General features: G+C 65.2%; 2 protein-coding genes. Both read right to left on the bottom strand.

Annotated features, from left to right (window positions below):
* The coding region (locus GY769_23400) for an AMP-binding protein (GenBank protein MCP4204865.1) at nt 1-459 on the bottom strand (459 nt) is incomplete at its 3' end.
* A gap of 42 nt (nt 460-501) precedes the next feature.
* Entirely contained in the window at nt 502-1,041 is a 540-nt protein-coding gene (locus GY769_23395) for a DinB family protein (protein ID MCP4204864.1), read from the bottom strand.
* Nucleotides 1,042-1,073: the final 32 nt, after the last annotated feature.

Below are 1,073 nucleotides of genomic sequence, written 5' to 3'. Positions count from 1 at the left end.
CAAGGCCAGGAGCTGGTCCCAGCTCAGCACTCCCTCGATATCGGCCTCGCCTTCCATCAATACGATGCCGCGGAGCCCGGGCAGGCGATCGCGGATCGCCAAGAACTTCTCGAGCTGCTGGGCGTTTTCGACCACGGCCACTGCCGCCTCGGAGTGCTCGGCGATGTAGTGGCACTGCTCGGCCGTAGAGGTCGTATAGATCCCCGCGGGCATACCACCGGCGGCGATCGCCGCCAGATCCGAGATCACCCACTCGGGGCGATTGAAGCCGAGAATCGCGACCGCCTGGCCGCTGCGATGCCCCAACGCCAGGAAGCCGCGCGCCGCGCGGCTTACCAGATCCGAGAACTGCGCCCAGGAGATCGCTTGCCAAACGCCGTCGCGCTTGAAACGCAAGGCGGGAGCATCGCCGCGGGCACGGGCGATCTGTTCAAAACGCCTGGGTACGGTCGTCTTCACGACACTTCTCGATTCCTGGTTCGGCCTTGGACGGACGTTAGTCTACTCCGACTTCACCCGATCGCTCAAAACCGACAGATACTCGGCCCAGGCACCCACCTCGTCCTTGTTGCGCTTGGCCATCACCCGGGCGATCTGCGCAATGTGGCCCAGGTCGTGGGTCACCCAGGTGGCCAGAAGCTGTGCCAGGGTCACACCACCGAGCTCGGGATGGGTGCCGCGCAGCTCGAGCTCGCGCTCTCCCAAGCCCAGCTCGCGCAAGGCTTCGAGGTTCTCCCGGCGCAGCCGGTGGAACTCGGCCAGCAGATCGGCCATCGATTTGCCACGGCTCGCCTCGAACTGCGCGAACCGATCGAACGGGTCGAACGGCTTCGAGGTTCCATGCTCGAGGATTCTGCGCGCGCGGGTGAGCCAATCGGTGCGCTCACCGTGAATCAGATGACCGACGATGTCGAACGGGCTCCAGGTCTTCGGGCCCTCGGTGGCCTCGAGCCAGCCATCGTCGAGGTCCCGAAGCAGGGCATCCAGAACCGCGGGTGTGCGGTCGAGCACCTGCAGGGCGCTTTCGAGGTCGAAGGGCATCAAACGGAAAGATACCACTGCGCTTCGGCGCT

Source organism: bacterium (genome assembly GCA_024224155.1).
Taxonomy (GTDB): domain Bacteria; phylum Acidobacteriota; class Thermoanaerobaculia; order Multivoradales; family JAHEKO01; genus CALZIK01.
The sequence above is the reverse complement of the archived record's forward strand: the minus strand, read 5'-3'. Positions and strand labels throughout refer to the sequence as shown.